Origin of the sequence: Streptomyces sp. NPDC053755 (genome assembly GCF_040677675.1) — a bacterium.
Lineage (GTDB): Bacteria > Actinomycetota > Actinomycetes > Streptomycetales > Streptomycetaceae > Streptomyces.
This window is the reverse complement of sequence record NZ_JBFASK010000019.1, coordinates 45,844-70,965: the sequence shown is the minus strand read 5'-3', so window position 1 is coordinate 70,965 and position 25,122 is coordinate 45,844. Positions and strand designations below refer to the sequence as shown.

At 69.4% G+C, this 25,122-nt stretch carries 28 protein-coding genes; 11 read left to right on the top strand and 17 right to left on the bottom strand.

Translation table 11 applies throughout. From position 1 onward, the window contains the following. Window positions 1-9: 9 nt before the first annotated feature. Together AB0K65_RS19505 and AB0K65_RS19500 are read right to left on the bottom strand one after the other, a co-directional pair. Complete coding sequence (locus tag AB0K65_RS19505) at window positions 10-1,290, bottom strand: extracellular solute-binding protein (protein ID WP_365718097.1); 1,281 nt, start codon at window positions 1,288-1,290, stop codon at window positions 10-12. 397 nt (window positions 1,291-1,687) lie between these two features. Then, entirely contained in the window at window positions 1,688-2,140 is a 453-nt protein-coding gene (locus AB0K65_RS19500; RefSeq protein WP_365718095.1) for a phospholipase, read from the bottom strand. Window positions 2,141-2,687: 547 nt separating this feature from the next. Here AB0K65_RS19500 and AB0K65_RS19495 point away from each other — a divergent pair. After that, entirely contained in the window at window positions 2,688-2,837 is a 150-nt protein-coding gene (locus AB0K65_RS19495) for a hypothetical protein (protein WP_365718093.1), read from the top strand. A gap of 2 nt (window positions 2,838-2,839) precedes the next feature. On the opposite strand, the gene AB0K65_RS19490 is transcribed toward AB0K65_RS19495, so the two are convergent. After that, window positions 2,840-3,457 (bottom strand): hypothetical protein, encoded by a 618-nt coding sequence (locus AB0K65_RS19490; protein ID WP_365718091.1) that lies wholly within the window; start codon window positions 3,455-3,457, stop codon window positions 2,840-2,842. Between the two features lie 454 nt (window positions 3,458-3,911). Here AB0K65_RS19490 and AB0K65_RS19485 point away from each other — a divergent pair, with 454 nt between their 5' ends. After that, complete coding sequence (locus tag AB0K65_RS19485; protein WP_365718089.1) at window positions 3,912-4,058, top strand: hypothetical protein; 147 nt, start codon at window positions 3,912-3,914, stop codon at window positions 4,056-4,058. Window positions 4,059-4,203: 145 nt separating this feature from the next. Here the strand turns inward: AB0K65_RS19485 and AB0K65_RS19480 are convergent, their stop codons facing one another. The 5 genes from AB0K65_RS19480 to AB0K65_RS19460 all read right to left on the bottom strand — a co-directional run bounded on the left by AB0K65_RS19480 (window position 4,204) and on the right by AB0K65_RS19460 (window position 8,458). Further along, window positions 4,204-5,007, bottom strand: coding sequence for a hypothetical protein (locus tag AB0K65_RS19480; protein WP_365718087.1), 804 nt, complete (start codon window positions 5,005-5,007; stop codon window positions 4,204-4,206). A gap of 485 nt (window positions 5,008-5,492) precedes the next feature. Beyond that, window positions 5,493-6,212 carry a GDSL-type esterase/lipase family protein gene (locus tag AB0K65_RS19475; protein WP_365718085.1) on the bottom strand — a complete coding sequence of 240 codons (720 nt, stop codon included), beginning with the start codon at window positions 6,210-6,212 and terminating at the stop codon, window positions 5,493-5,495. Further along, on the bottom strand, window positions 6,209-6,679 hold the full coding sequence (locus AB0K65_RS19470; protein ID WP_365718083.1) for a cupin domain-containing protein: 471 nt from the start codon (window positions 6,677-6,679) through the stop codon (window positions 6,209-6,211). The genes AB0K65_RS19475 and AB0K65_RS19470 overlap by 4 nt, the downstream gene beginning before the upstream one ends. Window positions 6,680-6,756: 77 nt before the next feature. Continuing rightward, the gene (locus tag AB0K65_RS19465) at window positions 6,757-7,593 is read right to left on the bottom strand and encodes a helix-turn-helix domain-containing protein (protein WP_365718081.1); all 837 of its coding nucleotides are present in this window, start codon (window positions 7,591-7,593) and stop codon (window positions 6,757-6,759) included. A 319-nt stretch (window positions 7,594-7,912) separates the two neighbouring features. Beyond that, the gene (locus AB0K65_RS19460; protein ID WP_365718079.1) at window positions 7,913-8,458 is read right to left on the bottom strand and encodes a GrpB family protein; all 546 of its coding nucleotides are present in this window, start codon (window positions 8,456-8,458) and stop codon (window positions 7,913-7,915) included. A 290-nt stretch (window positions 8,459-8,748) separates the two neighbouring features. On the opposite strand from AB0K65_RS19460, the gene AB0K65_RS19455 reads away from it, so the two are divergent. From AB0K65_RS19455 to AB0K65_RS19445, 3 genes are all read left to right on the top strand, one after another. After that, entirely contained in the window at window positions 8,749-9,261 is a 513-nt protein-coding gene (locus tag AB0K65_RS19455; RefSeq protein ID WP_365718077.1) for a hypothetical protein, read from the top strand. A 281-nt stretch (window positions 9,262-9,542) separates the two neighbouring features. Continuing rightward, window positions 9,543-10,475 (top strand): Ku protein, encoded by a 933-nt coding sequence (locus AB0K65_RS19450; protein WP_365718075.1) that lies wholly within the window; start codon window positions 9,543-9,545, stop codon window positions 10,473-10,475. A 344-nt stretch (window positions 10,476-10,819) separates the two neighbouring features. Beyond that, window positions 10,820-11,368: a phosphatase PAP2 family protein gene (locus AB0K65_RS19445; RefSeq protein WP_365718073.1), complete on the top strand. Its 549-nt coding sequence runs from the start codon at window positions 10,820-10,822 to the stop codon at window positions 11,366-11,368. Window positions 11,369-11,490: 122 nt separating this feature from the next. Here AB0K65_RS19445 and AB0K65_RS19440 read toward each other — a convergent pair whose 3' ends face one another. Further along, a complete protein-coding gene (locus tag AB0K65_RS19440) occupies window positions 11,491-11,859 on the bottom strand; it encodes a helix-turn-helix domain-containing protein (RefSeq protein ID WP_365718071.1) in 369 nt (122 codons plus the stop codon). Between the two features lie 204 nt (window positions 11,860-12,063). On the opposite strand from AB0K65_RS19440, the gene AB0K65_RS19435 reads away from it, so the two are divergent. After that, entirely contained in the window at window positions 12,064-12,369 is a 306-nt protein-coding gene (locus tag AB0K65_RS19435) for an STAS domain-containing protein (RefSeq protein ID WP_365718069.1), read from the top strand. 347 nt (window positions 12,370-12,716) lie between these two features. On the opposite strand, the gene AB0K65_RS19430 is transcribed toward AB0K65_RS19435, so the two are convergent. From AB0K65_RS19430 to AB0K65_RS19420, 3 genes are all read right to left on the bottom strand, one after another. Further along, window positions 12,717-13,097: a hypothetical protein gene (locus tag AB0K65_RS19430; RefSeq protein ID WP_365718067.1), complete on the bottom strand. Its 381-nt coding sequence runs from the start codon at window positions 13,095-13,097 to the stop codon at window positions 12,717-12,719. Next, on the bottom strand, window positions 13,094-13,681 hold the full coding sequence (locus AB0K65_RS19425) for a TetR/AcrR family transcriptional regulator (protein ID WP_365718065.1): 588 nt from the start codon (window positions 13,679-13,681) through the stop codon (window positions 13,094-13,096). The genes AB0K65_RS19430 and AB0K65_RS19425 overlap by 4 nt, the downstream gene beginning before the upstream one ends. A gap of 145 nt (window positions 13,682-13,826) precedes the next feature. Next, window positions 13,827-14,594, bottom strand: a complete 768-nt coding sequence (locus tag AB0K65_RS19420; protein WP_365718063.1) for a hypothetical protein — start codon at window positions 14,592-14,594, stop codon at window positions 13,827-13,829. Between the two features lie 1,197 nt (window positions 14,595-15,791). On the opposite strand from AB0K65_RS19420, the gene AB0K65_RS19415 reads away from it, so the two are divergent. Continuing rightward, entirely contained in the window at window positions 15,792-16,223 is a 432-nt protein-coding gene (locus tag AB0K65_RS19415; RefSeq protein ID WP_365718061.1) for a cupin domain-containing protein, read from the top strand. Window positions 16,224-16,515: 292 nt separating this feature from the next. On the opposite strand, the gene AB0K65_RS19410 is transcribed toward AB0K65_RS19415, so the two are convergent. From AB0K65_RS19410 to AB0K65_RS19400, 3 genes are all read right to left on the bottom strand, one after another. Continuing rightward, the gene (locus tag AB0K65_RS19410; RefSeq protein ID WP_365718245.1) at window positions 16,516-18,126 is read right to left on the bottom strand and encodes a cellulase family glycosylhydrolase; all 1,611 of its coding nucleotides are present in this window, start codon (window positions 18,124-18,126) and stop codon (window positions 16,516-16,518) included. A gap of 531 nt (window positions 18,127-18,657) precedes the next feature. Then, complete coding sequence (locus AB0K65_RS19405) at window positions 18,658-19,008, bottom strand: alpha-amylase (RefSeq protein ID WP_365718059.1); 351 nt, start codon at window positions 19,006-19,008, stop codon at window positions 18,658-18,660. A gap of 411 nt (window positions 19,009-19,419) precedes the next feature. Then, window positions 19,420-19,896, bottom strand: a complete 477-nt coding sequence (locus tag AB0K65_RS19400) for an ATP-binding protein (RefSeq protein ID WP_365718243.1) — start codon at window positions 19,894-19,896, stop codon at window positions 19,420-19,422. A 304-nt stretch (window positions 19,897-20,200) separates the two neighbouring features. On the opposite strand from AB0K65_RS19400, the gene AB0K65_RS19395 reads away from it, so the two are divergent. Then, entirely contained in the window at window positions 20,201-20,599 is a 399-nt protein-coding gene (locus AB0K65_RS19395; protein ID WP_365718241.1) for a hypothetical protein, read from the top strand. 222 nt (window positions 20,600-20,821) lie between these two features. Next, the gene (locus tag AB0K65_RS19390; RefSeq protein ID WP_365718057.1) at window positions 20,822-21,433 is read left to right on the top strand and encodes a DUF6461 domain-containing protein; all 612 of its coding nucleotides are present in this window, start codon (window positions 20,822-20,824) and stop codon (window positions 21,431-21,433) included. Between the two features lie 239 nt (window positions 21,434-21,672). Here the strand turns inward: AB0K65_RS19390 and AB0K65_RS19385 are convergent, their stop codons facing one another. Together AB0K65_RS19385 and AB0K65_RS19380 are read right to left on the bottom strand one after the other, a co-directional pair. Continuing rightward, entirely contained in the window at window positions 21,673-22,305 is a 633-nt protein-coding gene (locus AB0K65_RS19385) for an SMI1/KNR4 family protein (protein WP_365718055.1), read from the bottom strand. Window positions 22,306-22,457: 152 nt separating this feature from the next. Further along, on the bottom strand, window positions 22,458-22,886 hold the full coding sequence (locus tag AB0K65_RS19380; protein WP_365718053.1) for a hypothetical protein: 429 nt from the start codon (window positions 22,884-22,886) through the stop codon (window positions 22,458-22,460). 485 nt (window positions 22,887-23,371) lie between these two features. Here AB0K65_RS19380 and AB0K65_RS19375 point away from each other — a divergent pair, with 485 nt between their 5' ends. Then, the gene (locus tag AB0K65_RS19375; protein ID WP_365718051.1) at window positions 23,372-23,887 is read left to right on the top strand and encodes a GNAT family N-acetyltransferase; all 516 of its coding nucleotides are present in this window, start codon (window positions 23,372-23,374) and stop codon (window positions 23,885-23,887) included. Between the two features lie 80 nt (window positions 23,888-23,967). Next, the gene (locus AB0K65_RS19370; RefSeq protein WP_365718049.1) at window positions 23,968-24,750 is read left to right on the top strand and encodes a hypothetical protein; all 783 of its coding nucleotides are present in this window, start codon (window positions 23,968-23,970) and stop codon (window positions 24,748-24,750) included. Window positions 24,751-25,122 lie beyond the last annotated feature (372 nt).

Here is a 25,122-nt window from a genome sequence, read left to right as displayed (position 1 = left end):
GTACGTCCCTTAGCGCTGCTTCGCGATGTCCTGGACCTCCTGCGCGATGCCGTCCAGCACGGCCTTCGGGTCGGCGGACGGCGCCACGGCCTTGCCGATGTTCCGCTTGATGGTGTTGCTCACCTGCAACCAGGACGGTTCGTTGACCGGGTAGAGCTCGGCATTGCGCAGGGCGTTCAGGAATTGCGCGTTGCCGGGGTCCGACGCCGCGTCTTTGGAAGCCTGACTCGCGGACACCGTCGAGGGCAGCAGGTGGTAACGCCCGGCGAATTCGTTGAGGTTCTTGTCCTCGTACACGAATTCCAGGAAAGAGGCGACCAGGTCACGGTTGTCGTCGTGCTTGAAGGCCATCATCCAGTCGGCGACACCCGCCGACGGCAAGGCCTGGCCGCCCCGCAGCGTGTCCGACACCGGCATGCTCAGGGTGCCGACCTTCATTCCCTTCGCCCTCGCCTGGTGCAGGAGGGAGGGGTAACCGTTGAGCATGCCCACGTCTCCGCGCAGGAAGGCGTCGAAGGCGTCCTGCCGGTTGAGCTCGGCCGGCAGGACGGGACCGGTCAGGCCGGGGCCGACCAGGTTGTCCTTGATCCAGCGGAACGTCTGCGTGTTCTGCTCGCTCGCGATGCTGTAGCCGCCACTGCCGCCGGCGTACCCGCCGCCGTTGCTCAGTTCCCAGATCAGGGCTTCGGCGTGCGCCTCCTCGGGCCCCAGCGGCAGGGCGTACGGATAGAGCACGTCCTCCTTCTTGAGCTCCTCGGCCGCGTCCTTCAGGTCCGACCAGGTCTTGGGCGGCTCCGCTCCGGCCTTGTCGAACAGCTCCTCGTTGTAGAAGAGCAGCCGGCTGCTGGCGACGAAGGGCAGGCCGTAGAGGGTGTCGTCCACCGAACCGGCCTCCGCGAGCGGCCGCAGGAAGTTCGCCTCGGCCTTGATCGACAGCAGATCGCCGGCGGCGTAGAGGCGGCCCTCCGCCGCGAAGTCGGAGTACGCGCCCATCAGCGCCACGTCCGGGGCGTTGCCCTCCTTGACCAGGCGGGTGACCTCGCGGTCGACATCGGCCCAGGGGTAGAGGGTGACCTCGACCTTCTTGCCGGGGTGGGCGGCGCTGAAGGCTGCGGTCAGCTTGTCCCAGTACGCCTTGGAGCTGGTCGCCGGGCTGTCGCCGTATTCGGCGGCCACCATGCGCAGGGTCGTCCCGTCCCCGCTGTCGGACGAGCCGCAGGCGGCGAGGAGGGAGCCCAGCAGTCCGAGTGCGGCCACGGAGGCGGCGGCGCCGAGAATTCTTGGTCGCACGGATCGTTCCTCTTGATCTTTTGAACAGTACGTCCGGAATTCTCTCCCGGCGCGGGCCGTATTGCGCCCCGCGCTCGAAGATTGTGGCCCTTGCTCCAACTGCGTGGCTCACGAATGGTGTTTTCTCATATGCCGACACCGCCGGTTCCGGCGCTCACGGAGCCCCAGCGGCTCGACGCGACTCCCGACGGGCAGCCGGGCCCCCGAGGCGGGCCGCCACCGCGCCCTTCACGGCTTTGGCGCCCGGCGCCTGGCTGCGTCATCGAGCAGGGGGCCATGCCCTGGTCCAGCTTGCACTCCCGCAGGCGGGCAAGGGCCTGGGAGTGGTCGGCCGGCTCCGTTCGCTTCCAGGGACTCTGGATCGACTCGTACGGGGCGGGGTGACGCTGGGAGGGGATCAGCCGAAGGCCTTGACCGCCTGGTAGTAGGTCCACGCCGTGCTGTTGCACGTCGTCTTCGTGGCACCGCTGTAATTGAGGCACACCCGCTTGAGGTCTTCGTACAGCGCGCTGTCCAAACGGGGCTTGTTGGCACTGAAGGCGCCGGCGGCCTTGTAGTTGCGGTAACCGAAGTCGTGTCGAGCGCACGACATCGAGAAGGGGAAGCCGAGGGGGTTGTCCGGAGACGTGGAGCAGTAGTCGGTCGACCAGTCGAAGGCGTAGGCGGACCAGGCACCCTGGTTGGCCCGGGCGGTGGCCCAGAGGTTGTAGCTCGACGCGCTGGTCTGCGTCCAACTGGACAGCACTTGAGGCTTGTCGGCGGGGGCAGCCGTGGCGACCGTGGCGGTGGCGACGGTGGTGAGCAGGGCAAGGGCCGAGGCGGACAGGCCGATGGAGAGTCTTTGGTGCATCCCACACCTCTCTACCACCGCGACCCACCAGAAGGGCCGCAGGTACATGACAATATGATTGACGGGGCAACAGCGTTTGTATAGACCTTGGCATGCCCGCCTTCGCGGGAAGTCTTCCGCGGGACGGGCCCACACAGCGGAGGGATCGGCCGGAGGGGACAGGCCGGAGTACGGCCGAACCGAAGCGAAGCCTCCCGCATGAGGCCTGGCCGCATGGGACCGCCTTGTCGCGGACTACTTCCGTTTGCCTCGCATGATGATCAGAAGACCGATCGCGAGACCTATGACCAGTACCGCAATGGCAAGCCCCCCAGGCAGGCTTGCGAAACCTGATCGAGCAAGGTGCATGTTCCTGTCCTCCTGTGACTATGCGGCAATGCCGGCTGCCGGCCCATACCCCCGTAGCCCCGCCATCGGCCGACGCTGCCGGATCATCAGCGGCGTCACCCTGGCCATGCGAAACTGTTCCGGGCCCCCGTTTCCCGCGGTTCCAGGATCTCGTCGCCGCCCGGCGCGAGCCGGTGGGACAGGGCGCCGGACCTGGACCATGCCGTACCAGAAGTGGCGCGACACCGGAGAGCGATGCCTCGATCGCCTCAAGCAGTGCCGCGGGCTCGCCACCCGATGCGGCGAGACCGACACGGTCTCTCTCGCCGCACTCCACATCGCCGGGATCGTCGTCTGGGCCGCGAGGTGACGTCAGTCGTCGAACCAGACGACCAGCCTGACGTCGTCGTCGCCGTGCAGTTCGGCGAGGGTGCGCATGACGGTCCAGACGGGGCCCCACTCATGGTCCGGCACCGCGTCGCGGCGCCTGAGGCGCTCAACACGGAACATCCGGTCTCCATCGATCCACTGGGAGCCCTCCGGGAAGTGCTGCTTGGGCCGGACAGCTATGTGAGCCGGCTGTCCGCAGAGGTCGACGAATCGCTGAGGAGCGGAGTAGTGCCGCTCGATGAACTGCCATTCGCCTTGCGGATCACGGCCATACTCGTGGATGTAGGCATCAGGCTCGGCGGACTCCTCATCCCAGTCGACTCGCTTGATCTCTGCCCAGCTGACCCAGCTCGCGCTTCGCCCGGCCGTCGCCTCATGGCCGTCGCGGACACGGTTCGACGCATCGGCGGGCAGTCCACGGACAGGGACCACCGGCACGAACTGTTCGCTGTCGCAGACACCGAACAGACAGCCGAAGGCGTCGTAGTTCCTCGGCACCTTCAGGTGCTCCAGGTCGATGGTGGCGTGCCAGAACGAGTCCGCCTCATGGTCTCGATAGTCACGGTGGCATTCGATGAAGCCCCAGATGTCCTTACCCATACCGTGATGATGCCGGGTTGGCACCCACCAGACCAGGCATTACTTTCCCCCGGCGGGAGCCACACCGGGCCGCCGCCGCCATAGCAGGAGCCTCCTCCACGACGGTGGACATCCCCGCGGCGCGCCACCTCGGGAGGCACTGGCCCGTCCGCTTCCCGGCACCGAGGACGGGCTCGGCACGCTTGTCTCCACGGCGGCCGCGCGGGAGGATTCGACCACCCGGCGCGGGACGAAGAAGCCGAAGGATCACGGAAAGAAGCCGGAGACCGCCGCCGAGCAGGCCGGCCACCGCGCCGTCGCAGCGCCGAGTCGCAGCAGCCGAACCACAAGCCGCCGCAGCGCCGCCCCGGACACGACCGAGGGCCCGGCCCGTGCCCGTGCAGCGCCTCCTAGGGGGCCCGTCGGTGTCCTGGCACGATGAAGGGGGCATCCCCGCGGGCGCGGGGAGCAGCCGTTGACGGCGAGTGTGCAGTCCGGTGACAGCGGTTCCGTGGCGGTGACGCTGCAACACCCCATCGCCATGGAGGAAGCGCTGCGCCTCACCATCCGTGGGGGCGGGAAGACAGTGGGCGCCGACGTGGTGACCGAGATCGTCGCGTAAGCCCTCACCACGGAAGCCGGCCACAGCACCGCCGTGGCCGGCCTCCGTCGACCCACTCGGACACCGTTCGGAACTACGGCGTCGCCGTCGGGAACACCGCCGAGCGGATCCCTCCGAGAGAGCGGCAGCCGTATGTGCCGGCCCGTCAGCGACGGAGCTTGCTGGGGTCCAGGATCTGGTCGGCCGGCGGCGGAGTGGTGTCGACCGGCTTGTCGAACTCCGAGAGCTTGATCGAGCCGGCCTCGGTCCCGCCGGTGGTGGCGATCTCGACGGGGTAGGGCTTGCCTGTCTTGGCGACATGGACGGTGGTGACTTCGTATCCGTCGCGGTCATAGACGACAGCGAGAGCCTGGCCGGCGTGCGTCACATCGGCCCCGCGGGTGGTGGTCTCCACCGACGAGCCCTCCCCGAGCTTGTTGGAGATGGCCTCGAGGTCGCACATGTCCCCACGAGCCATGGCGGTGGCGGTCTTCTGGTCGACCTTCATCCAGCGGCCCTTGATGATTTCCACCGTCGCGTCGGTCTGCTTGGCCGAACGCTTCATTGTCGCGAGGGACTCGCGCCAGAACTCCTCGTCGCCCTTCATGAAGACGACGTCACCGGTCTTGATCACTTCAACGGTGCCGGCCTGTGCCCGACTGATCGTGCCGCGGCAGGACCCCTTGGCGTCCATCGCCATGTTCACGGCGAGCGTGCCACCGTCTCCGTCCGGCGCGTCGCCGACAACGCGCATGGAGGTGACGCTCTTGATGGCGGCTCTGGCCCGGTCACTGATCTGGGGGCCGGTCAGCCCGTCGAAGGCGTCCTTCGCCTCGACCGGGCTCGGACCGGCGCTCTGCGCGCTCTTCGCACCTGCATCGTCGGCCGCGGGACCGCAGGCGCCGATCATGGTCACGGCGGCCACTACGAGCGCGGCCGCTGCGGCGCGGTGGGTGGTCTGGTAGTTCACGTGTCGGGTTCCCTCCCCTTGCTCAACCCGTGAACTGTACGTGGCAGGTCTGACATGGACAGACAGGGTTCCCCGCGACGGGCCCGGCGCTGGGAGGTCGGTTGGCCGTACGTTCACCAGGCATCGGCCCCACATTGATCACCGTGAGCGGAGTCGTCGGCGTCAGCATGGCACTGCCTACCACTCCCTGCGACGGGGGGCGTCAGGCTAGCCCTCTCCTGGTGAGGGCGAACGCTGCCTGAAGCCGATCCGAGGGTCTTCGGCCATCGGCGGGTCGCCCAGGACTCCGAGGCACCCGGGCTGACCGCGTTAGTCCGTACCGGTGTCGGCGATGTGGTCGCGGGCCTCGGCGCGAGGGAGCGCCGAGACGGCCGGCCTCGGACGAGCGGCACACGGTGTCTCACCCATCGGAACCGGGCCGCCGCCCGAAGCCATGCCACCTCCGCGCGGTCGATGGCATCCGACTGGCCGCGCGCCGGAGCCGGCTACGCGTCACGGGTCAGCAGACCCGCGTCGATGACCTCAGCGATCAGAGTGGCACCGCGGCTGTTCTGGTGGATGTGGTCGGTCGTGAGCACGAGGCCTCGACGCCGCGAGATCGTGTCGAGGCTGCGGCGCAGCACTGCGTGCTGGGCGAGGACGCCGACGACCGCTGCGGGCGACACCTCCCGGTATGGGATCGGCGGTGGGTCGGCTTGGCGCAGTTCCTCCAACTGGCGTTCATGGAGCGGAAGGTAGGCCACCTCATGAATGGCGGCGACGTCGGCGATCATCCGGCTGTAGGTTCGCGACGCCTGTGCCGCTGCTCCGTCGAGTCGCTGGCCGAGCACCGGTAGCGACAGCAGGCCGATCGTCGCGTCGGTCTCCGCTCGCAGCCGCGCGACGACGGCTCCCAGGCACTGTCGGAACCAGCCGGCCGACGGGCGGTCAGGGAGCTTCTTGCGCTTCATGGCCTGCTGCACCGGGTAGCCGTCAAGGCTCGCTCGGGCGTCGTTGGTCCCGATCAACACGGTGATCACATCGGGTGGATCCATGACGACGGCATCGAGGCGCTGCAAGAGATTGTGGGCGAAGTCGCCGTTGGCGCCGAACCGGGCGAGCCGCACGTCACCGGGAGGGTGGCGTCGTCCGAGAAGATCCAGGTAGTCGACGCTGAACTGCGCGCGGGTGAGGCTGTCGCCGAGGCACGCGATGCGTGTCGTCACGGCGCTTCCTCCGGGCGGGGCGTGCCGAGGCGTTCGGTCGGGCGGGTGTCGATCCGGGGGCGGTGGTCGGTGCCGAGGGTCGCGGTGACGGCCAGGAGGGACGTCGGCCCCTCCATGTCGACCACGTGCCATACCCCGGCCGGGTTGATGGTGGCCTCGCCGGGTCCGAGCCGGACGCGCTCGGGCAGCCCGTCCACGTCGCGGGTGACCGTCACGGACCCGGTGAGGCAGACGACCAGTTCGTCGCCTGCGGGGTGGCTCTCCCAGTGGTCGCCGGGCCCGTCACCGTCGAAGATCATCACCATCCGGCCCTCGGCGCCGTCTGCCGCGACCGCGGTGCTGTAGGCCTGGAGTACCTCCGGGTCCCAGGTGAAGCCCTCGACGGGTTTCGCTCTCGATCCCCGTCCGAGGTGTACGGGGGTGGTCCGCAGGTCCATGGCATGGCGTTCGTGGTCGACGAGTCTCATGCCGACGATCGTCCACGCCTGCGATCGGGCGGTCTTGAAGAAAAGGGAAGAGAAGCAGTAGGGCTGACGGGCGGCGGCTACCCGGCTCCGAGGAGGACTTCTCCGCGACGCCAGACCGTCGGCGATCGGCCGGTGAACTCGCGCCAGTCCCGGATGAGATGGGCCTGGTCGGCGTAGCCGGAGACGGTTGCCACATCGCCCCACGGGAGCGGGTCTCGCGCCGCCGCCAGTTCGTGCGCGTGCTCGAAGCGCAAGACCCGGGCGAAGGTCTTCGGCGACAGGCCCACCTCACCGTGAAACCGCTCAGTGAGGTACCGACGGCTCCAGCCGAGTTCCGCGGCGACCGCGCCCACCTGGACGCAACCCCGCGCGGCGACGAGGCGGCGCCAAGCCTCGGCCACCTCGGGGCGCACCCGGCGCACGTGGTCACCGCAGGCGCCACGGCCGACGGCTCGGAGGAGTAGTTCGTCCAGCGTGGCGAACCGCGCCGCCCATGTCGTGGCCGATCGGAGCCGGTCGGCCAGTTCGACGCCAAGCACTCCGAGAAGGTCGTCCAGTGGGACCAGTCGGTGGGCGAGCTCGGCGGACGGCAGACCGTAGATGGCTCGGGCCCCGAGCGGTGTCAGCGACAACTGAACCCCTTGCTGACGTCCGTCGTGGTGAATCGCGACGGACCGGCGCATCAGACCGCCGGCCACGCTGCCGAATCGGGTGACCGGCGACCCGTCGCCAACGCCCGCCGCCACCTCCAGGGGATCCGACAGGCTGATCACCGCGGTGAGCGCGCGGCCCGGCGGGCCGCAGTGCACCCCCGCCGGGAGCCCGCGGAGGTCGAAGCCGACATAGGCGTCGACGTACTCCCGCAAGACGGGCGCCGGACGTGCACCGATCCCGATGGTCGTATGGTCCCCCATATTCGTCAGTGTACGAGCCACCCAGCCTGCGAATCGGACACACGTTCCAGCATGCACGCGGTGCCTCAGCCCGCTCTCGCCGACCGTCCCGGAGAACCGCCACCCCTTCACCGCCGCCCTCAACCCGCCAGGCGTGTCCGTGGCCATAGTGCCGCTCCTGGTCACGCCTGCGCGGGCGCCACCGGGCAACAACCCGGCGCAGCCACGGCCGACGACGCTCAGCCCACGCAGCCGCTGGGCAGATCACGAAACCGTACGGGAGTGCTCAGGGTCGTCTCCTCGTTCCGCCGATCTGTGCTTCAGCGGTGACCGGGGGAACTCAGGCGTCACTGGGACCGGGGACCCAGCCCGTGCGCTGGGCCCATGCGTCAGCGCGTCGGATGATGTCCCATACGACGGCATCTTTCGCTTGGACGTAGCCGGGCCGGTCGTTACGGAACCGGGCCGCGCAGCGCCGTTTGGCCGCTGCGTACTCGGTCATGGCAGACGTGTGGCAGCGGAGGTAGTCGCGAAACAGGAGGGGGAACTGTTGGGAGAAGCTGCCCAGCCGGCGCACGTGCACGTGGGTGCGGTGCCGACCTGGCGGTTCCCGGAAGTACCGCTTGGTCAGCTCGGGGTTGTCCGCCCGGTACACGAAACCTATGCCGGTGAGCGGGCCCAGGAAGTCGTCCGTCGGCTCCAGCGACGTCACTGAGATCTGGATGTCGATCACCGGCTTGGCTGCCAGCCCTGGCACCGAGGTGGACCCGATGTGGTCGATGCGAACGGCGGCGTCACCGAGGGCCGCCCGTAAGCCCACGCCCCACGTGGCGAACATGCCTGGCCAAGCGGGGTCATAGGGCACGATCTCGACGGGCTCTCCCATACCGGGGAGTGTTTCACGCCTTGCTGCGGCCGTGACCTGGGAGCCTGGGGCGGGGTCGGTTGACCTCGATGTGGCTGGTGTGATCGCGGCGTCGGAGTCGTCCGGGACAGCCCCGTTCAGCGGTCCGGCCGCCGCCGTGACGTCAGGCGGCACCGCTCGCGCCCCACCGCCGTGCGTTCACCAGGACCAGATGACGCAAGAGCGGCACCGTCAATGGCTCATCTTCGTACTGCGCGGACTCGCGGCCCTCGTTAACCTGCCGTCGCACGGTCTACACAGGGGGAGGAATCATGCAGGTCACTGGACGGCGCCGGCATGTCGGCATGGTGCGACGCGCCCTCTCGGCGCTGAGGCGTCCCATGGTGAGAAGCGCGGCGACCGTCGCCGCTCTCGCCGTCGGGTCGATCTCTCTGGTGGGCTTGGGCTCGCCGGCGCACGCGGCCACCACATGCGGTTCCCCGGTCGCCAAGCGGCTGGTCGCGCACATGGACCTCGGCTACAGCTTCAACGTCAGCCAGGTTCAGTACTGTCCGATCTGGAAATCGAACACACCCGTGTACAACAACCCGTACAACTCCAGGCAGCTCGTGGGCAACCTCGTGTACGCGGGCAGCGGCAACTGGTTCGTCTGCCGCTCGAGCAGCCTCACGGACCCCTATTCGGCGCACGGGTACACCACGAGGGACTGGGCGATCACCATGGCCGACAACGGCCGATGGGGTTGGGTCCCGGCGGTCTACTTCGGCGGGTCCGAGAACTACTGGGCCGGATTGCGCCAGTGCACGACGTACGAGTACCCGTGACCCTCACCGCCGTGGCGTAGTGCGACGGCCCGCCGCGAAGGCGACTGCTCGATCGTCCACGTGGCGTTCGGCCCCGGCGACGCCCCGCCTCCGGCAGATCCACCGCCGGGGGCGGGGCAACGTCCTACCCGGCAGCCGTCGGGCGGCCGCGGTTCGGGGGTAGAGACCGCCCCGGACCGGCCCGGGGCCTGGCCGACCCATCGTCCGAGAAGGGGGTGCGATCACGCGCGTGATCTGCATAGCCTGTGATCAGAACCCCAGGGGGGCTCCTGGAGGTGCTGATGCCCGGTCGTCCCGTCTGGTCCGGAGCGGTGTCGTTCGGCCTGGTCACGATTCCCGTGAAGCTGGAGCCTGCGTCCGAGTCGCACGGCATCTCCTTCAACCAGGTCCATGTGAAGGACGGCGGCCGGATCCGCTACCGCAAGGTGTGCGACATCGACGGCAAAGAGCTCTCCCAGGACGAGATCGGCAAGGGCTACGAGATCAGCAAGGACCACGTCATCCCCGTCTCCGACGACGAGCTGGCGCGGATGCCGCTGCCGACGGCGAAGGCCATCGACATCGTCGCCTTCGTCGACCGGGACAGCATCGACCCGATCCAGCTCGGCGACGGAAACTACTACCTCCGGGCCGACGGCCAGGTCGCGGCCAAGCCGTACGTCCTCCTGCGGAAGGCGCTGGAGCGCACGGACAAGGTGGCCATCGCGAAATTCGCCCTCCGCGGCCGGGAACGGCTCGGGATGCTGCGGATCAAGGGTGACGCGTTGCTGCTGAATTCGATGCACTGGCCGGACGAGATCCGCTCATGGGAGCCGGTCGCCCCCGACGAGGTGAAGCTGACCGAGCAGGAGATCGAAGGCGCGCTCGCGTTGCTGGACACGATGAGCAACGAGCACCTCGACGAGCTGGAGCTGATCGACCACTACCGCGAAGCCCTCGCCGAGGTCATCGACGCCAAGGCCGAGCACCGCGAACCGAAACCCATGGGCGAGGAGGCCGCGCCGGCCGGGAAGGTCGTCGACCTCATGGCAGCGCTCGAAGCGTCCGTCGCCAAGGCGAAGGAGTCCCGCGGCGAGACCACCGGCGGGGATGCGACCGTCCACGAGATGCCGAAGCCGAAGAAGAAGGCGACCGCCAGGAAGACGACGGCCAAGAAGGCCCCCGCCAAGAAGACGGCCGGCAAGAAGACCACCGCTCGAAAGCGCTCCGCCTGAGTCGCCCCCGGCGGGGGTGAGACGCGGATACGCGGATCGCCGGAGAGCACGCAGGACTGCTCCCCCCTGGCCGCAGCACGCCACGGCGGCCCCCGCCTCCCGGACCCGAGCCGGGGAGTAGCCCTCTCTGCCGTGCCGTGCCTGGTGTCCGCCAGAACCGGCACAGCTCGTGGAGCCCGGGCGCAGGTGAGCGGTGGCCCCTCGCCGTCGGCACCCCGCCACGCCGTACCGATCCCGGACCGGGCTCCAAAGTCCCCGCGCGAGTGGTCAGTTCCCGGTGTCGGCGTAGGACCTCGGGCCGGTATCAGTGGTGTGAGTCGGCCCGAGCCGGGAACCGACTGCTCATGACAGTGATGGCTGACCTTCGCGACGCGGACCGCTCTCTGACCAGACGGGCCATCTCGTGGGATTCGCCCTGGGCGCAGCGCCTTCTGCCGCCGGTGGAGGAGGCTGCCGAACACACCAAGCTGTGGTGGGGGGCTGCCGTGGTCATGGCCGCCGCCGGGGGATGGCGCGGCCGGACGGCCGCCGCCGCGGGACTGGGCGCGATGGCGGTGGCGCAGGTGCTGGCCAACGGGGTCGCCAAGCAGCTGTACCACCGGCGTCGCCCGCCCGAGGAATGGGTCCCGGCCGAAGATCTCGAGGACCGCCCCGACAGCTCCTCCTTTCCGTCCGGACACACAGCCGCCGCGTTCGCCTTCACCGGTGCCGTCGCACCGGTGTGGCCTGTGGCGGGGGCCCTCTGCGCGGTGCCCGCGGTGATGGTGGCCGCGGAGCGCGTGCACAGCGGTGCGCACTACCCCTCCGACGTAGCCGTCGGCGGAGCCATCGGCTTGGCAGCGGCCGCCGTGGTGCGGGCCGCACCACGCCTGCGGTGGCGGCATGCGCTGTGACGCCCGGTGGTGCGGCGGGCGCCTCGCGAATCCTCGGCCTGACACAAGAGGCCTGGACGCGGCCGCGGGGGGTTCCGCCGTGGACGGGCAGAGCGGGGACGTACGCCGATCCGGCGTCCGCCTCACCCCTGCTTCGCGCCGTTCATGTCCAGCATCGGCGACAGGAACGCGCCCGGCGTGGCGGTTCGGTCGCTCTCATCCTGCACGAGCAGGGAGAGAAGAGAGGCCACGGTCAGTCCGGCTTCGGCGGGATGGCGCAGCACCTTGTCCGGCTGTATGCGATAGGTGTTGCTGCGCCCGTCGCGGGTGTGGGAGAGGTAACCATCCTGCTCAAGATCAGAAATGATCCGCTGGACAGCACGCTCCGTGAGCCGGCAGTGGGCGGCGATGTCGCGGATCCGGACGTTCGGGTTGTCGGCAATCGCCGCCAGCACGCGTGCGTGGTTGGTGACGAACGTCCAACCGGTGTGAGGTTCAGGCACTCCGATCATGCAGGCCATTCTACGGAGCACCCTTGCCGGATGCTAATTACGTGACATACTTTTCGCGTATCAGGAAGCAGGAACCTGCGGGTAAGCCATGGAGGGGTCACGGTGTCTTCGGAAGCGGTCGGCACACTTCGGCGCACGAGCACCGCCGACGGTCGCAGAGGGGAGACGCTCCCGCCGACCGGAGGGCACGTGGACGGAGCAGCGGTGGAGCAGTACGAGCGGCACGGCGCGTGGGTCGTCGTCGCGCGGGGCTCCTACGACATGGACTCGATCACCCCCCTTGCGACCGCACTGGAAACCGCAGCCCAGAGGCACCGGAAGATCGTCCTGGACGCCTCGGGCATCACCTTCGCGGACTCGACGTTCCTGAATCTGCTGATCCTCACCCACCGCATGACCGACATGCGCGTGGCAGCGCCGACGCATCAGGTACAGCGCATCCTGGAGCTCACGGGGGTCGACACCGTTCTGACGGTGCGCGCGACGGTGGAAGACGCCGCCGGCTGCTGAAAGCCGCGAACCCGGCGCGGGCCCGCACACCGGCCCGGAACGCTCCGCGTCCCGCCCTCTTCCGTACGCCCTCCCGATGACGAGTCCCGCCGGCCGGTGCGCGCAGGCCGCCGGCGCACCTTCTCCGCTTCCGAGGAAGGTCGACGGACGACCACCGCCACCGCCCTGTGAGTCGAGAGCGCTCCCCGGACGGTGTCCCCCCGGCCGCTTCTTCTCCCCCGTTCGGTGGCCCTCGGCGAGGCCCGCCTGACGCGCGAGGGTTTGGTGGTCACCTGCTCAGCCCGGCCGCCCTCGCCCGACCAAGCGCCCGGCCGATCGGGCGACGGCGTGCGGTCGTTCTCGCGGGACTACCCCGCGCCCGCCGCTGCCAGCACCGCGACCGGCAGGAGCAGGATCCACTGCGGCAGGCGAAGCAGAGGACGGGACCAGCCGACGGACAGCGTGACGACCAGGAAGGCCGCCGCGTACGCGAGGAAGTGCGCGGCCACGAACCACGCCACGAGGCCGGCCCCCGCCGTACCGTCCCGCAAGGCGAGGCACAGGAGAGCGAGTCCGGAGAGCATCAGGTCGACGCTCACCATGTGCCACACCGCGTGCAACACACGCTTGGGTTCGTCCGCGAGCCCGCAGGACAGCAGCGGGCGCACCACATCGCGGTGCCCGCCGGCGATGTGCACGGCGCCCACGCCGAGCGCGGTCACCCCCGCGGCGAGAAGCCAGCCGTTCATCGGACCTCGATTCCTTGGGCCACCACAGCGGCCAGCAGTGCGGCCAGCTGCGGGGCGGGATGCTCCCCGACCAGCCCCACGTGGAAGAACACGGCTCCGGCCAGCGTGTCCAGGACCAGGTCCACGGGCGTTTCGGCCGCGATCTCCCCGCGCAGCACGGCGCGTTCGAAGACGACGAGCAGCCGTTCCTTCGACGGGGCCAGGAAGTCGCTGCGGATGCGCGCCTTCAGTTCCGGATCGGCCGCGAAGTCGGCGAGCAGACCCGGGAGTGCCGCCGCGGCGGCCGGCGCGCGAAACTCGTCGACGAGGCCTTGCAGCAGCACGGTCAGGTCCCCGGTCAGCGTCCCGGTGTCCGGGGGCGGAGCATCGTCGGTGGTCGTGAAGACCGCCTCGAAGACCAACTCCGGCTTGCCCCTCCACCGCCGATAGATCGTGTCCTTGCCGACACCGGCCCGCGCGGCCACGGCCCCGATCGAGGTCGCGGCGTAGCCGTCCTCGATCACCAGCTCTGTCGTCGCGCTGATGATCGCCGCGTGCGAACGGGGATCCCTGGGGCGTCCTCTGGAGGACGAAGAGGAACTCATGGCCTTTACCTTACGGGTCGAGCCGTAAGGTAACAAGGGGTCGACGGGGCGGTCGCTTCGGAGGACGAAGCCGGATGCGAGTGGCTCCGCACCGGGCGGGGAAGGCGGCCGTTGAATCATGGCCGCCGGGATCCGACGGTGGGGATCACGACTCCCAGTGGTCGCAGTACTCGATGTGCATCTCGCGCGCGTTGCCGAGGATGCCGGCGTCGGAGTGGAGTCGGGTGCAGAAATGCGGGTAGCTCGGATGGGCGGGGACGTAGCCGGGACCATGACGCGCGACGTCGAAGAAGTGCTGGGCGGTCTCTCTGAACACCTTCGCGCTGCCTGTCATGAACAGGGTCTCGGCGTGGAGATGCTGGTGAAACAGATCCCGGTTCTCCCGGTAGTGCCGTTGGTCGGGGTCGGCCACGGCTTCGCCGGCATGCTCCGCGCCGGCCGGCGTCACGGTACGCGGACGGCCCGGACCGAGTCGCCCCCGCACTTCCTTCCACCGTGAGGGCGCGAACTGGAGGGAGTGGTGCATCAGCACGAGATCGAGCCGGCGCGTACCCTCGTCCGGCGCTTCTCGGGACGGGGGCCGGTTGGCTCGGATCGGCAGGTGGACCAGGGAGCGCGGCGAGGAGGCGGCCAGCTTCCACAGCCCGCCGACTCGCTGGGCGGCCTCCTGATCGAGATACACCTCCAGGTATCGATCGCGATCGATGAGCACCGCGTGGGTGACAGGCCGAGCCGGCCGTATGACCTTGAACTCCGCGGAGCCGAGTCGTGCCTGGTGGATGGTGAGGGGTAGCTTCATCGGTCCTCCGTGCGACGGCGACTGCGGCGGGCGGCGCGGGAGGCCGAGTCGCCTCCTCCCCGTCATCGTGGCCCTCGGCCGGGAGAGCGACTTGACGGTCTCGGCCTGCACCACGAACTCGCTCTTCACGACCCGGAGGCCCGCGACGAGGCCCCGTTCCGAGGTCAGAGCCTACGTTGATCAAGAGAGCGGCGGTAGCCGGTTTCCGCTGGCCCGCGGCCGGACGGCGGAAGACGTCACGTCGGTACGGCGGCCCTCGGCGAGGGGCTGGTACGGAAGAGAGCAACGCTTCGGCATGCGCAGTGCGCACCGGCTCGCCCAGGCGGGGAACGCCCGGGCGCTTGGCGCGCGCGGCGGTTGCCTCAGGACTCGTGGACTCGGCCCCGATGCTCATCGGCCGGCCCTTCACGTGTGACCGCTGTCCGACCGTCAGCGTCGGCCCCCGGCCGGCCCGGTGGCGGCACCGGCACGGTGCGACGCACCGGGCGATGACGCCCCTACGCGTCTGCCCTCGCCCCCGCGACGGGCCGATTACCTCACCGGCGAGCGCAGGAAAATCTATGTCGGCGAGAGTAGACATTGAGTGGTGCTGTCGTTATGGTTTCTCTCGTAGCCCAGAGAGACAGCAAGGTCCGGCAGAGATGAACTGCCGGGCAGCAGTACCCGCAGTTGCAGTAGGCAGGGCGGTTCGGTGGTGGAGTGTCGAAGCCAGGGTTTTGCAGGACGGCGACGGGGCTGACGACCGGACCGGGTGGCCCGCAGTGATCAGGGGCCGCCGCTGGCAGTACCGCAGTTGATGCAGTGGCAGGACCTCGGTGAAGGCGTCGGGCTGCGGACGCGCGCACCGGGTAGGCAGCAGTTCGATCAACGAGGAAGATCGGAGGGACACGCGCCATCAGGATCGCCCGGGCGGAAGCCTTGAGCCCGGGTACCGCAGGACATCGATAGTGAGGTGGTCTCCGGTCAAGCAACCGCGATCCCCGCACCCCCGACAGCAGCCGGGTCGGGCGCGCGGACTCAGAAGGCCGGCGGAGTGTCAAGGCCGGCAGATGGTGTAGCAGTTCCTTCGGGGCCCTGGTGCCGTACGGCACCAGGGCCCCTCCGTGCATGCCGTCCAGCGGTCTCGCCCAGGGCCACCCGCTCACCGCATGGGCTGGCCGTCGACATGCCCGGCAGCACCCAAGGGCGACCATCCGCCCCGTACGGAAGGACGGGCCGTCCTTCGCGTATCCCTTCGGGGCTCCGGTGACCCCCGGCAGGTTTCTGGCGGGAATCGCTCGAACAGCGCGGAAGGGCTGTTGTACTGCGCGTATGGCAGATCACAAGCAGTGCACAGTGGTACGGACCGGACAGTACGAGGGCCTTCAGGGCGGCACGTTCGGAGCAGGCATCAGTGCCCAGTCGGCCGGCGCGGAGCGGCTGTGTCTCCACCGCCTGGTCATGCCCGCCGGGACCAGAGGCCGTCCTCACCTGCACGAGGGACACGAGTCGGCCATCTTCATCCAGTCCGGTCAGGTCGAGGTCTGGCACGGGGAAGGGCTGACGGAACACGTGACCCTGCGGGCGGGCGACTACATCCACATCCCGGCGGACACCCCCCACATGCCGGTGAACACCGGCGCGGAGGACATGGTGTGCCTGGTCGCGCGGACCGACCCCGACGAGCAGGAGGGCGTCCGGCTCCTGGACCTTCCCCTGTGGCTGGAGTCCAGGGTCGGTCCGCTGGCCGTCGGCGTCGGATGACTCGGTCGCAGGCATCCTCAGCGTGGCAGCAGAACGACGGACCGGCCCCTCCCCCGGTCCGCCGCCCGATCGCGCATGACGGGCCGGCGCACGAGGCGCCGGTCGTACGCCCCCTCCCGCGCAGCCCTGACCCCGCGCGCCCCACGAAACCGCACCTTCATCGAGCCCCGTCCCACTCCGTTCCTTGGACGTCGAGGGTTCTCCTGCGGTCGCTCCCCCGCCGCCTACGTCCGCGAGACGGCCGAGGCCGCAAAGGCCCGGGGCGCGGACGGAGTGTCCGCGCCCCGGGAGTTCAGGACGTGGTGCAGGCCGCACCGTTGAGGGTGAAGGCGGCCGGGGCCGGGTTCGTCGCACCCTTGGTTCCGATGAAGCCAACGGTGACGGAACCGGACGGGGCGATGGTGGCGGTGTAGGAGGCGGGCGTCACCGTGACCGCGCCGCCTGCCTGCGCGGCGGCGCCACCCCAGGCCTGGGCGACGGTCTGCCCGGCGGCGAAGGAGAAGCCGAGCGTCCAGCCGTCGACGGGGGTGGTGCCGGTGTTCCGCACGATGATCTCGCCCTGGAAGCCGCCGGGCCAGTCGCCCACCACCCGGTAGCCGACGGCGCAGCTTGCGCCGGGGACAGGGGTGCCCTTGTCGGTGGTGACGTCGACGGAGGCCGAGCGGGCGGAACGGTTTCCCGCCGCGTCTCGGGCGTAGACGGCGAAGGTGTACGTGGTGTCGGCGCTGAGGCCCTTCACGGTGGCACCGGCAGAGGCCGTGGAAGCGGCCGGGACCTCTGTGGTGCCGCTGAGCCGGACGACGTCGTAGCCCGTGACCCCGGTGTCGTCGGTGGCTGCCGGCCAGGTCAGGGTGGCGGAGTCGGCGGTGACGTCGGTGGCCGAAGGTGCGCCGGGGGCGGTCGGGGGCTGGGTGTCCTGGGTGCCGCCGCCGAAGACGGTGGCCTCCCGAGAGGTCCGGGCGATGCCGTTCTCGCCGTGGAAGATCCGCTCGCCCCAGCCGCTGAGGCGGCTCGGGTCGAAGTCGACGGCGAGGTCGAGGACCGGGTCGGTGTTCCCGCTCCAGGACCAGGCGAGGTAGCCGAGGCGGAGCTCCTCGGCCGCGGCCATCATGGTGTCCTCGTCGGGGTCGCCCCACTGGTCGGCGGGTCCGCCGAACTCCCCGATGAGGATCGGGAGCCGGGCCGCGGTGAAGGCCCCGAGGTAGTCCCGGATCTCCTGCGCGGTGTCGAAGACGCTGTACATGTGGATGGAGAAGACCAGGTTGCCGGTGGTGTCGGCGGCGTACACGGACCGCGCTTCGGCCTTCATGACGCCTTGCCAGTCCTGGCCCCAGTTGGGCGCGTCCACCATGATCGTGTGCGCGAATCCGGCGGCGCGCAGCTTCTTCACGGCGGCGATGGTGGGGGCTGTCCAGCCGGCCGGGTCGGCGTTGCCCCACGGCTCGTTGCCGATGTTGACGATGATGTAGTCCTCCTGGCCGGCGAGGACGCTCTTCAGGCCGATCCAGTAGTCGGCCGCCTGGTCGAGGGTGCCGGCGGCCGCCTCCTCCCCGTATCCGGTGGTGTCGTGGACCTCCAGGACGCAGATCAGGCGGTTGGCCTTGCAGTCGGCGACGACCGCCTGGACGTCGGCGGGGCTGTTCGCCGCCCAGCGGTGGCCGTTGGCGAGCACGACCCGGACGCTGTTGGCCCCGAGGGCCTTGATGTCGGCAAGCGACTGGGTCTCGCCCGGATACCAGGTATGGGCGTGGTTGACGCCCCGCATCACGAAGTCGTTCCCGTTCGCCTCAAGCAGCCGCCCGCCGCTGACGTGAAGCCCGGTCGCCACGGCGTCGGCGGTCCGCGCCTGCGCGGTGGCCGCCCCGAGCAGGACATACGCGACCAGGGTCGCGATCCCCGTCATGAGGGCGAGGACGGCATGGGGCAGGGGCGCTGCTCTGGTATTCACGGGGCCTCCAGTCGGCGGGGTGCTCCCTTGGCGTGGGAGCGCTCCCATACAGCCATCGGGACGCAGGCGCGTCAAGCCCCGTGAACGCAACTTCGTTGCGGTGCGGCATATGTGACGGTCAGTCAGGCGGTCGAAACTACGCAGGATGCCGACATGTCCGGTGGCGGCCCGAGGTGCGAGCCGGGCTCTGCGCGCGACAGTTTCCGTGATCGATTCCGGCCGCGCGCCTCGGCTCCCGCCTTCTCGGCCGCCGCGAAGCGAACGGCCGACCCTTCGGGCCTCACCACACCCGAGCGCAGCCTCTACCCCCTTGCGCGAGCGAGGCAGCCGCTACCGCGAGGCCAAGCCGGCCGACACAGCCTGACCCCTTGGCCGATGGCACGGTCAGGCACGTACAAACCGCCGCACAGTCGCCGCATACTCGCCACAGGAACAACGACGCTCTTCACCCGGGACGGCCTGACGGCCCGCTCCCAGCCGAAGGGCTCAGGCTGCGAGCGGAGTGCTCGGGTCGGACTCGCACGTCCGCAGCCCTGTGACGTAGTTGAGCTGCGGACCGTAACCCGCGAAGGTCGCCACTCCCCCGGGCTCGATGACACGACAGGGGGCCACCTGACCATCTGCGTATGCGACGGTGACGGCGACCGCGAGGGCACAGCTGTTGACGACCGAGGTGTAGCGCCAGCTCGAGTAGTACTCCACGCACTCGGGAGGCGCGGACGAGGGTGCCGCCTGTGCGGACGTGGCGACGACCAGAGGAGCCGGCAGGCCGAGCGCAAGCGCGGCGCCGAGGGCGACGAAGCGCGACGCGCGCGCCGTAAGGGTCAGGTTTGTCATGCCTCCATCCTGGCGACCTTGGAAGAACTTGCGCAAATCTCTGAATGACTTTTCAGCCATGAAGCATCCGCGCGGAGAAAACCGCATGTCAAACGGCCCAGCAGAGCCTCACGAGGTTGCAAGTCCTTGCGATCGGGTGGCGCATCACCCCGCCGGACGGGACGAACAGCCACGCGTGGGACTCACTCCGCGCCTCGGGCCGGCCGAAGACGGCTCACGCGGACGCTGGGGCGGCGGCATCGCCCGTGACGGGCAGAGAGGACCACCAGTCCGTCCGATGCCGCGGAAGGCGGTCGGCTACTGGCCGGCTCGCGCGCCCACGTGGGTCATGACAGGCATGGTCGACGAGAAGATCTGATCAGACCCCGCTGCCGACCTTGCCCGACGGCCGGCCGAAGGAAAGCGGTGCGATCACAGTCGGCGGCCGGTGACGTCGCCGCCGGGATCGTCGGCCAGGGTGATGGACGTGGCGATTCGCTTGCCGACCGGTTCACGGTGGACCGCGAAACTCTGGCTTACCGCCATGACGATCTCCAGGCCGTGCTGCCCGATCCGGCTCGGGTCGGCCCCCAGGATCACCGGCGGGTTCGGGTTGCTGTCCCACGCGCTCACCTCGATGGCGCCGCCGTCGACGGTGAGCGTCAGCAGGCACGGGCCGGGCGCGTACTTTCGGGCGTTGGTGACCAGCTCGCTGACCACGAGCTGCACCATCCCCATCGCGCGCGCGGACACCGGGAGCCCGTGCACGGCTTGCACGTCAGCGAGAAAACGACCGGCCAGATCGCGGGCTGCGGCGATGTCCTCGCTGCCCTCGAAGGCCCCCGTCACGGAGATGTCGTCACTCATCAGCAGCGACTGCCGGTGCTCGCCGTGCGCTGTCTGTTCCATGTTCATACCCGATCCACCCCATGCCCGCGCGTCTGCCGCGTCCCGCCTACCCCCGAAACCCGCCCTCATTCCCACGGAAAGCCCGCGGGTTCGGCAAGAGGGTGCTGCCAGCGTGGCGCGGTGGCCGCGTGACCCCCGGACCCAGCTGTCGACGGGTCCGACCACGGACGCGGCCGCGCCGGGCCGGTGCCGCGCGTACGTCACAGGCCCCTCGTGCGTCGCGGGTGGCGAGTGTCGACACGAGCCGCGTACCGCGTCGCTCGCGCCGGTCGGCCGTCACGCTGTGTCAGTGCACTGCGGCATGATGGCCGCCGTGACCACCGAGAACCTCATAGACATCTGGCAGCGGCTCCTCGCCGACCCCCGCAAGTCGTGGGTGCTGTTCGAGCATGGCACGTGTGTCGTTCTGAGCACTACGGACGAAGGACTTGCCGAAGCGGCCACCACCATCCTGAGGCAGTTCGGCCCGGCGCGTGCCGGCTCCTCGGCGGGAGACTTCGGGGTGATCGACCTCGCGGATGCCGAGGGGTGGGTCGTCACCGGCCACCACAACGATGTCCTGACCTATGTCGGCCCTGATGAGCCGGAGGATCAGTCGGAGCTCGCCGTCGGGCTGTGCGGTCGTTCCAAGCGGCATCGGGACGGTACCGAACCGCGTGTCGTCCACGTCGAGGACAAGCGGAGTTCGACAGAGCCATCGTGAGCACGGCGCTTCGGTGCCGCTCATGGCCCGGGGCGGGACCCGTGCCGACCGGGCAAGGCACGGCTGCGCCTTGCCGGCCCCGCGACCTGTGCTCGTACGGGGATCGATCCGCCGGGCGCAGCAGACAGACAGACAGCCCATACATCAGTGAGACCGGAGTCGGAGTCCCGAACGGCACCAGGCACCTCCTCACTGTCAGACCCAGAGACGAGGATGAGCGGTATGACGAAGACCGGGGCGGACTACGCGTGGTTCGAGAACGACTTCCCTGACATTGCCGAGGCGTACTGCTTCACCCTGGTGCGGGGCCTGTCACCCGCTGAGCTGATTCTCCGGCTCGAAGGACGTGAGGAGACGCCCATGCGAGGCATATCCGCGGTCGTCGATGCCACTTTCGCCCAGTACGAGCTCGAGGATGGCGACCGTCAGATGGTCGCCGTGACCACCGTCGGCGCTTGGACGCTGCTGATCGAGCCCAACGGCTACCTCGGGGTCACGGAAGAACGAGCGCTTCCGGCCTCCGCCGGTACGAGCTGGATCTCTCACTTCGTCAACATCAACGCCGTCGGCACGTTCCTCTGGGCCGAGGACCAGGCCCTGCGCCTCTGCTTCGACCCCATGTTCCCTGAAGAGCGCTGGGGCACCACACCCGATGAACTCCTCGACGTCATGGTGGGCATCGGCTTCCACGTAGAGGACGACGCACCGGAGTCCGACGAGGACCTTTCCTCACCAGCCGCCTTCGCTCTGGCGGAGCACCTCACCGGCGTCGCCATCACCCCCGAGCTGCTCCTGGACACGACGTTCACCTGCGCCACCGTTCGGATGCGATGACATCGTCCGTCCGCACTCATGCCGCCTAATCGGGAGCCTGAGCAGCTCTGGCGGGCCCGGGTAGAAGGCAGAGCTGTGGGGACCGGCCATGTCTTCCCCGATGAGGTATCGGTAGAGCCATTCGGCGAAGCCCATGTCGTACCGTGCCCAGCCCTCCGGGCACGGTGTTCCGGGTGCGGCGTGCATGTCGGCTCGGAGGCACTGAACCGGCCAGTGTGGCGGCGCACCGGATCTGCAGGCTAGGACAACCCGACCGGTGCCGCCCTCAGTGGGTGACCGTTGAGCTCCACGCAACCTTCTTCATCCCACCAGAGCTCACCTTGTGTGGTGAGGTAGGGATGGAGCCCGCGAACGTCACCCCCTTCGTCGAGCGCATGGGCGACTGCGTGGAGAAGGGTCGCCAGACTGGGCCATGAGTCGGTGAAGTCGCCGCCACCGCTGTGACCCGCCCAGCCGAGGCGGCCCGCGTACGGGCCAGGTCGTTGGTCGATCACATGGACCCCGCCGTCGGCGCTCTCGGCCCACGGAATCCAGAGCGGCTGCCACCAAGGCTCGTCGTCCCAGGATCGGCGGGACAGGCCGTCGTTCTCCGCGGCGACCTGCATGCACATCTGCCAACGATCCACGATGCCGCTCACCGGGAGCGGTGACTGATCCGGCAGAAGGGTCGTCCAGGCACTTGCTCCGTTGTGGCATCGCAGAGACTCAACGAGATCACTGGGCAACGGGCTACCGAGGAGCCGCTCCGCAAGCTGAATCTCGCCCTGTGTCGCAGGTGGGTTGAGCCGTGCCGAGTCGGACGGCGCGTGGGTCGCCAGCCAAGCGTCAATCCGGCGCCAGGCTTCCGACGGCGACACCATGTGCTGGACCATGACGCCATCCTGCCGGAGGCGTGCGGCACAACGGATCACGGCCCTGCCTCCATGACGCAAGGTGCGTCACGTGGCGAGCGCGTCAGCGCAGTTGCCCACACGGAAGGGCCGGTGCCAAAGCCTCACCCGCAAGGTGCGCGCGAAGCGCGCGGTCAGAGGGGCGGCAGGCCGTTCTCGTAGCCCTCGACCTCGTAGTTCCTGAGCATCTTGGATACAGGCTCCCTGAGGTTCCCCCGTAGGAACGGGACCGCGTTGACCAGGTAGTCCCCGGCGTCGAGGAGGCTCTCCAGGACCTGGAAGTACACCGCGCCGCGAGCGAACTCGGTGTCCACCTCGTAGATCTCCTCGACGAAGCCGAAGCACCGCCGCAGCAGGTCCTCGTCCCGCTCCGGCGCGGCCAGAGCGGGCTGGAGGACGGGCCTGACCAGCCCGTCGAGCAGGATCGCGTAGAGGTCCAGGTCGGTGTCCGAGCTCGGCAGCGCCTCGATCGGTCCGTCCTCCTCCTCGTACATCTCCTCCAGGAACGGCCTGGTCTCGGGAACCCTGTCGAGCAGATGTCCGAGGTAGTGGTCCGCGACCATTCCTGGTCACCTCATTCCTGTCAGGCGACCGTGGAAGCGGGGCAGGGCAGCTGTCCCCGAAGAGTCCCCTGCAGACACCGCGTCCCGACATCGTCTCGTTCGACCCGAAGAGTCCGGGGGCGTTCGACGGCAGACTTGGACGCCTCGCCCCAACCGTGGTTGTAGATGTTAACGGGATACGAGAGGACGCCCGCAGCGCCGTTGGCGCAGAGGAGGAACGTTGCGTGGGACGGACGTCCGCGGCCGGCGCGGTAGCGCATCGCGGGATCGTTGGCCGCATTGCGCAGGAGGTCCCTCGCCATAGTGACGGTGTCCTCCCACTGCCCCGCACCGACGCTCCACAACTGCCGGTCAGCACTTCATGCCCTACCCCACGTGCCGTGGGCCGACCGACGTGTGGGGACAGAGCAGTCTGGGACGCGGCTCGGTGCTGCCGCCCGCTTCGAGCGCGGCATACTCGTCGAACGTCCCGACCAGGAGGCAACGTGATCACCCTCAGCCCCGAAGGAATCCGTACCGACCGGCTGGCCCTCCTTCCCCTGCAGGTCGAGCACGCCGACGAGATGGCCGCTGTGCTGTCCGACCCTGGCCTTCACACCTTCACCGGCGGGATGCCGGACACCCCCCAGGCTCTGCGTGTCCGCTACGAACGTCTGGTGGCCGGCTCTCCCCGCCCCGGCGAATCCTGGTGCAACTGGGCGATCCAGCTCCGCAGCGCGGCCTGCCTGACCGGCTATGTCCAAGCGACGGTCACGGCGGACGACCGCGGAGCCAGTGCGGAGATCGCCTGGGTAGTAGGGGCCCTCTGGCAGCGACGCGGCATCGCCACCGAAGCCACCCGAGGGCTCGTCGGCTGGCTCCGGACACACCCGGTGCACACGGTCGTCGCGCACATCCATCCGGATCACAAGGCGTCCGCCGCCATCGCCACCGCAGTCGGCCTCACTCCCACCGAGCAGTGGCACGACGGAGAAATCAGATGGCAGCTGACGATCAGCTGACCCCCGTGCCTCCACAGGCTTTGACGAGTGCTCCGGGACGTGGCGGGGGGATTTCGACCAGGCAGGACCGGGCGGATGCGGTGGACCGCGAGATGGCCGGGTGCCTGCTGCCCGATCACGTCCTGGGGGCACTGGACCAATGGTGGAGCCGGAACGCGGTGCGGCTGGCGAACGGGACACCGGGCTCGCACGCGGTGCTCTACACCCCCAGTCGGTGGGCACGGATCACTCCCTGGCCCGCGTCGCTGACTCCCGCGTCACAGGCCGGTGATGCACGGATCAGCCGGGCAGAGGTGGCGTCGACGGTCGCGGATGCGCTACGGCGCGGAGCCTTCGGGGAGGCCCTGGTCGTCACCTACGTGTGGGGGAAGGGAAAGCGCGGCTCTCCGGGCGGCAGCGGACCCGCCACCCTGCGCAGGATCCTGGCCGCGTCAGACCTGGAGGCGGTGCTGGCCCGGACCGAGGCGGTCACCACATTGAGAGGAGCCGGAGCCGAAGCGGCCTACGCCGAGCTGCTGGGGCGCATCCGAGGGCTGGGGCCGTCGTTCTTCACCAAGTTCCTGTACTTCGCTGGCGCGTCGGTACCGCCGGCGGCCGGTCCCCGGCCGCTGATTCTCGACCGTGTGCTGGCCCGGCGTCTGCGGTCACTGGCGCAGGCGGTCGGCCAGGAGACCGGCCACGATCCCGACGGCTCGATCGCCCGCTGGGTCTGGCGGGAGGGTGGCTGGTCGGCGCACCGCTATGGGGTCTACTGCTCCTTCATGCAGGCGGCCGCCGAACAGGCGGCGGCATCGGGGGCGTTGCCGTCCCGGGCCGCCCCTGACCTGCTCGAGTACGCGCTGTTCAACGTCTCGTGGACATGAACCGGCGGTCTGCGGCGTCGGCGGGCCGGCGATGTCCGGGGCGGTTCCTGTCCCGGGCGGTTCCTGTCCCGGGCGGACGGTGGGCACCCGGCCGCAGCAGTGGCGCGAGCTGCCGGTGGAGACGTCGATCACCCGCCGGTGATCCCGCTCCGGCCGCCCGCGCCCATCCCCCGCGGCAACAAGGGCTCCGGATCATCGATCGTCGACTCCTGCCTCCCGAAGGCGGCACACCGCGTGCGCGTCTCCGCCCGGTCCCGAGTCTCGACGACCACGTCCCACTGCCCCGCCTTCGGCGCGGTGCGAGCGGCGATACGCCGAGCCTCGTCCTCTTGTCGCCGTCTTCCTTTCCCTTGTCCTGGCACCAGTCCAGGC